This window comes from Rhodococcus sp. APC 3903 (assembly GCF_030407755.1).
Classification (GTDB): Bacteria; Actinomycetota; Actinomycetes; order Mycobacteriales; family Mycobacteriaceae; genus Rhodococcus_F; species Rhodococcus_F erythropolis.
In genome coordinates this window covers 77196-83195 of the sequence record NZ_JASDCV010000026.1, presented here as the reverse complement: position 1 = coordinate 83195, position 6000 = coordinate 77196, and the positions used below count along the sequence as shown (strand labels likewise).

Genomic DNA, 6000 nt, shown 5'->3' with positions numbered 1-6000 from the left:
ACACCACATCCGACAACAGAACACTCATTGAATCCCCCGATCCCCTCCCCAAATCATACTCGAACATGCGTTCGAGTCAAGAGGTGCTTTCGGGCTCGCTCTAGGATCGCTGGATGTTCACGTTGACTACGGAACGCCTTGTTCTTCGAGATTTCACTGTCGCGGATGAAGATGCCGTCCATCAGTACGCGTCCGACCCTGCCGTCTGTAGATATGTTGATTGGGGGCCGAACACCCCTGCGATGACCAGGGCATTCCTGGCTGACACGGCACTCGAAGCTGCGCTCGTCGAACGTCGCACGTTCACCCTGGCCATCACGTCGAAGGCTGATGGAACGGTCATCGGTTCGGTAGCTGTGTGGGAAGTGTCCGCCGCGCACCGGCGGGCGGAACTCGGTTTTGTCGTGAACCCGAAGTCCCAAGGACGAGGTTATGCATCCGAGGCAGGGAGTGCGGTCCTGGGACTCGCCTTCGCTCGCCTTGGAGCACAGCGGGTGCAGGCAACGTGTCGTCCGGAGAACTCGGCGTCGGCGTCGGTGCTCACCAAAATCGGAATGGTGGAGGAGGGGCGGATGAGGGCACACATGGTGATCCGGGGGACCGCGGTGGATTCACTGCTTTTTGCTGCAACACGATCTGCCGCCGTACAGCCATAGACCGCGTCAGCACACTTTCGTGACCTTCCCGGGCCCTGGTGCGATACTCGAACCATGTTCGAGGATGCCTTGCTCATCGACGCGGCCGGCCGGCCCACTATGCAGCATCACCAGGCCTTTTCTCGGGACTGGGACCGCATCAAGGAATGGTCCGACAACATCTACATGCCGTATACGGTCACGCCGATCGGAAGTCGGTTGAAGCCGGCTTCGGACATGTACTCGGCGGCGGTGGGCAAGATCGACGTCACCCGATTCTGCTACGGCATTCCGGTCTCTGTCGGTGAATGTTCTCCTGAGGCCGGAAACATTCTGGTTCTGACGACGATCAGAGGCAACGGCCGACATGCCCTTGGCCGGGGAGCTGCGGCAAATACTGCCGTGGGGGAGACCTTTGTCGCGGACTGTAGTCGGACCGACTATTTCGTCGAATTCGACGAGGATCATCTGCAGCTGAATCTCACTGTGCCGCATCAGCTTGTCGCCGACCACGCCCGGCAGTGGTACGGGGCGGTTCCCGACGATCGTCTGTGGCGGCACAAGTGCACCATCGGCGGGCGGGGTTCGAGTTGGCTGGCATTGATGGACTATGTCGTTCGCGCAATTGCAGAGTCACCTGACGCGATGTCGGGTGAAAGGCTGGGCGCCAGAGTTCAAGAACTCATCACGGCTCAGCTTCTCGACGAGTGGGCGACGCAGGCCGGGTTGCAACTCGGTGTCGACGTCGCCTCCGCCGAACCGGCCTATGTGCGATCGGCGGAGGAGTACATCGACACGTTTGCGCGCTCGGTGCCGACGGCGTCCGAGATCGCCGCTGCGGTGGGTGTCAGCGTCCGGGCGCTCACTGCGGGATTTCGACGGTACCGAGACACCACGCCGGGGCAACGATTGCGCGCGCGTCGGCTGGAGGGGGTGCGCAGCGAACTGTTGCGTTCCGATGGGAGAACCGTCTCCGAAATCGCCAACGCCTGGGGCTACGTCAATCTGGGCATGTTTGCGGCCGCCTACCGGAAACGGTTCGGAGAGTTGCCTTCCGAGACTCGGAACCCACTCTGAGGACAGTTGTTTGAACGGTCATGACGATCGGTTTACGCACTCGATGAACTGCGATGATCCGTTGTTTCGTGTCGGAGCGTTCTGCAAGGATTGAAATCGAACGTGACAGCAATCCCACGAGCTAGGAGTACGTCATGGCAACTCGACTCAATCCGTACATCAGTTTCAACGGTAACGCGCGTGAAGCGTTGGAGTTCTACAAAGGCATTTTCGGTGGCACGCTGGCGCTGAGCACGTTCGGTGAATTCGGCAATCCCGGCGAAGGCGGGGACAAGATCATGCACGGAATGCTCGAAACCGATCAGGGATACACCCTGATGGGTGCCGACACTCCGCCCGGCATGCCGTACAACCCCGGCGACAACATCACGGTGAGCCTCAGCGGCGACGACGGCGATGTGCTGCGCGGGTACTGGGAGCAACTGTCGGGAACGGGTACGGTCAGCGTTCCGCTCGAGAAGCAGATGTGGGGCGACGAATTCGGCGCCTGTACAGACAAATTCGGCATTTCCTGGCTGGTGAATATCGGAGCGCCCCAGAGCTGACTCCAGACTCTGCCCGGTTCTGCCGAAACGAGACAGTTTTCCTGCCGTTTCGAGGCAGAGCCAGGTGTGTGATCGCCGTTACATTCTGTTCGACAAGACAAGTTGCAAGTCGGATGGAGAAATGCAGTGACGATCGAAGATATTGCGCGGAAGCCCCTTTCGAAGCAGCGCCTCGACGACGTGCTGGCGCGAGCAACTCAGGGGGCTGATCGCGTCCCGGGTGTGGTCGCGATGATCACGGATCGAGAAGGCAACATCTACGAGGGTGCTGCGGGTGAGCGGACTCTCGGTTCCGGCGTTCCGATGACCTTCGATACAACCTTTGCGCTCTTCTCCACCACCAAGGCGATCACCGGTACCGCTGTCTTGCAATGTGTGGAGGAGGGGTTGCTCGATCTCGATGCACCTGCAGCGACCTATGTTCCCGACATCGGTGAGCTGAAGGTCCTGGACGGTTTCGACGCCGGTGGAAACCCCGTTCTTCGGGAACCCAAGCGCGACATCACCACTCGCATGCTGCTCCTTCACACTGCAGGGTTCGGCTACGACTTCTTCAACGAGTCGTACAACCGGCTCTCGCAGGAACATGGGCAGCCCAGCGTGATCACGTGTAGCAAAGCGGCGCTCACGACACCGCTGCTCTTCGACCCGGGTGAGAATTGGGAGTACGGCACCAACATCGACTGGGCCGGACAGGTCGTCGAGTCGATTAGAGGTCAGCGACTCGGCGATGTCATGCGTGAGCGCATCTTCGAACCTCTCGAGATGGCCGATACGGCATTCACGATGAGCCCGTCGATGAAGGATCGACTTGCGCCGATCCATCAGCGTGATAGCGACGGAAGCCTCACTCCGCTCATCGGATTCGAGCTCCCGGCCGAACCCGAGGTGCACATGGGTGGTCACGGTTTGCACGGCACTGTCGGCGACTACATGAAGTTCATTCGTATGTGGCTCAACGACGGCGCGGGCACTTCGGGTCGCGTATTGTCGCCGGAGACGGTAGCTGCAGCCGTTCAGAACGGGCTCGAAGGCCAGCACGTGGGGTTGTTGCCCGGAGTTCTCCCGACGCTGTCCAACGATGCGGAATTCTTCCCCGGTGTACCCAAGGGATGGGCATACTCCTTCATGACAAATGAAGAGGTGGCACCCACCGGTAGGCCGGCCGGATCGCTGGCTTGGGCGGGTCTTGCCAACCTCTATTACTGGATCGACCGGCAGACCGGCGTCGGCGGGTTCTGGGCAACGCAGATTCTGCCGTTCGCGGACGCTGGATCCATCAACGGATACCTGGAATTCGAGACCGCCGTTTACCAGTGATCGGCTGGATTCCCGCTGTCCGGGATCGACTGTTTCTTTCGGGCGGGTTCGGAGTACGCATGCAGTACAGCGCACGCTTGCATACGACGAACTAGGAGACGGCATGAACAGCCTCGAAGGCAGCTTCGAAGGAAAAGTTGCACTGATCACCGGCGCCGCACGCGGTCAGGGGCGCGCCCACGCTGTTGCATTCGCGGAGCGTGGCGCGGACATCGTGATCTGCGACCGGTGCGAGAACAGTGATGTCGTCGCCTACCCCCTCGCAAACGAGGAGGATCTGAAGGAAACTGTTCGTTTGGTGGAAGCCACCGGTCGTCGGTGCATTGCCGTCAAGGCAGACACTGCTGATCGCGACGCAATGGACGCGCTCGTTGCCCGCGCTGAAGCCGAGTTCGGCCGTGTCGACATCGCCGTCGCGAATGCCGGTGTGTCCGTGCCCGCTCCGATCACGTCGATGACGTCGGCACAGTGGAACGAAGTCATCTCGTCGAACCTGACTGGTGTGTTCAACACCGTTGCGGCCGTGTCAGGTGGAATGGCGGAACGTGGTTACGGTCGCATCATCACGATTTCCTCGATGATGGGTCGATCCGGTGGCACCCAGATGGCGGCGTACGGCGCCTCCAAATGGGGCGTCATCGGTTTGACGAAGAGTGTGTCGCTCGAACTGGCCAACTCGGGTGTGACCGTGAATGCTATTGCGCCGGGGAATATCTCGACGCCGATGATTCACAACGACATGATGTACGCAATGATGCGGCCTGACCTCGAATCGCCGACGGCAGACGACGTCGAACCCGTGTACGCGACTCTGCATGCGCAGCCGGTCGGTTGGCTGGATCCCTTCGAGATCACGCGAGTAGTCCTGTTCCTCGCCGCCGACGCGAGTGCCCACATGAGTGGCATCGTGGTTCCTGTCGACGCCGGAGTAGCCGCTCGCTCGAACGCTTGACGGACAAGACTGTTCGCGCGAAAGCGCGGACCGGGTGGGTCGTCGGCGTCCTGAGTCTGAGCGGTGTGGTGGTCGCGCTGCAACAGACCTTGGTGGTGCCGGTCCTGCCTGCGTTCGCGACGGCATCGGGAGTATCGTCGTCCACCGCTTCCTGGCTGGTGACCTCGACGTTGCTGACCGGTGCCGTCGCAACCCCTCTCATCGGCAGACTCGCCGACATGTTCGGCAAGCGCGCGATGATGCTCGTCTGTCTTGCCGTGATGATCGTCGGCTGCATGGTTGCTGCGCTCAGCCAGAGTTTCTGGTTACTGATCCTCGGGCGCTCGTTGCAGGGGTTCGCGACGGCACTTCTGCCCGTCGGAATCAGTATCATGCGCGATGTCCTTCCTCCGGAAAAGCTCAGTGGTGCAGTAGCTCTCATGAGTGCGACGTTGGGGATCGGTGGCATGTTCGGTATGCCGATGGCTGGGGTGATCTCGGCGCACTGGGGACTACCCGCGCTTTTCTGGGTCACCGGTGGATTTGGGGTAGTACTGATAGTCGTCTTGCCGCTGGTGGTGCCGGAATCGGCGGTGAAGAGTCGCGGACGCTTCGACTTTCTGGGGGCCACGGTCCTCACACTCGCTATGACTGCACTGCTGCTGGCCGTTTCGAAAGGAACCGAATGGGGCTGGGCAAGCCCCGAGGTTCTGGTTCTGATCGCGTCCGGCGTGGTCTTGCTCTGTGGATGGATTCCGTGGGAACTGCACACGCCGGCACCGCTGGTCGATCTGCGGACTTCCCTTCGCGCTCCGATTCTGGTTTCGAACGTCTGCGCAGTATTACTCGGTTTTGCCATGTTCATCAGCGCGTTGGCGGCAACGCAGGAACTTCAGTTGCCCCTGGCGTCGGCGGACGGTCTCGGACTCTCGGCTGCCGAAGCCGGACTGGCGATGATGCCGGGCGGAGTCCTGATGATCGGATTGGCGCCGGTGTCGTCGAAAGTGACGAGGCGATGGGGAGCGAAGGCTACGTTGGCGTCGGGTGCGATCGTCATTGCAATCGGATATGTCTTGCGTGTGCTGTTGGCGCCGACGTTGGTCAATATCGTGATCGGCGCTGCCGTGGTATCGGCCGGTGTGGCATTTTCCCTGGCAGCCATGCCGACTCTGATCACCGAATCTGCGCCGATCCATCAGACTGCCTCGGCCAACGGATTCAACAGCCTGCTCCGTTCGGTCGGTACCTCCACCGGAAGCGCCGTTGCGGCAGCGGTATTGGCCAGTTCAACGGTGGTGATCGGTGCGAGCGCTGTGCCGACCCTGCATTCGTTCGCGGTTTTGTACTGGATCGGAGCGGGCGTATCAGCACTGGCCGCCGCGGTGACGTTGGCAGTGAAGGTGGAGCGGACGGGGGCGGTATCGCTGCCCGAGTTACCAATTGCAGCCGAAACCGATGGCGCAACGAAGATCGGGTGAGTTGTCGGACTCAC

6 protein-coding genes are annotated in these 6000 nt (G+C 60.9%); all 6 read left to right on the top strand.

Going from position 1 to position 6000, the window contains the following annotated elements:
- The first annotated feature begins 113 nt into the window (after positions 1 to 113).
- The 6 genes from QMA15_RS27745 to QMA15_RS27720 all read left to right on the top strand — a co-directional run bounded on the left by QMA15_RS27745 (position 114) and on the right by QMA15_RS27720 (position 5986).
- Positions 114 to 656 (top strand): GNAT family protein, encoded by a 543-nt coding sequence (locus tag QMA15_RS27745; protein ID WP_279163052.1) that lies wholly within the window; start codon positions 114 to 116, stop codon positions 654 to 656.
- Positions 657 to 710: 54 nt separating this feature from the next.
- A complete protein-coding gene (locus tag QMA15_RS27740) occupies positions 711 to 1712 on the top strand; it encodes an AraC family transcriptional regulator (RefSeq protein ID WP_290287540.1) in 1002 nt (333 codons plus the stop codon).
- A gap of 134 nt (positions 1713 to 1846) precedes the next feature.
- Positions 1847 to 2257 carry a VOC family protein gene (locus tag QMA15_RS27735; RefSeq protein ID WP_003945857.1) on the top strand — a complete coding sequence of 137 codons (411 nt, stop codon included), beginning with the start codon at positions 1847 to 1849 and terminating at the stop codon, positions 2255 to 2257.
- A 180-nt stretch (positions 2258 to 2437) separates the two neighbouring features.
- On the top strand, positions 2438 to 3577 hold the full coding sequence (locus QMA15_RS27730; RefSeq protein WP_279163210.1) for a serine hydrolase domain-containing protein: 1140 nt from the start codon (positions 2438 to 2440) through the stop codon (positions 3575 to 3577).
- 103 nt (positions 3578 to 3680) lie between these two features.
- A complete protein-coding gene (locus tag QMA15_RS27725; protein ID WP_003945658.1) occupies positions 3681 to 4529 on the top strand; it encodes a mycofactocin-coupled SDR family oxidoreductase in 849 nt (282 codons plus the stop codon).
- Positions 4526 to 5986, top strand: coding sequence for an MFS transporter (locus QMA15_RS27720; protein WP_021342838.1), 1461 nt, complete (start codon positions 4526 to 4528; stop codon positions 5984 to 5986). Before QMA15_RS27725 ends, QMA15_RS27720 begins: the two co-directional genes overlap by 4 nt.
- The last annotated feature ends 14 nt before the right edge of the window (positions 5987 to 6000 follow it).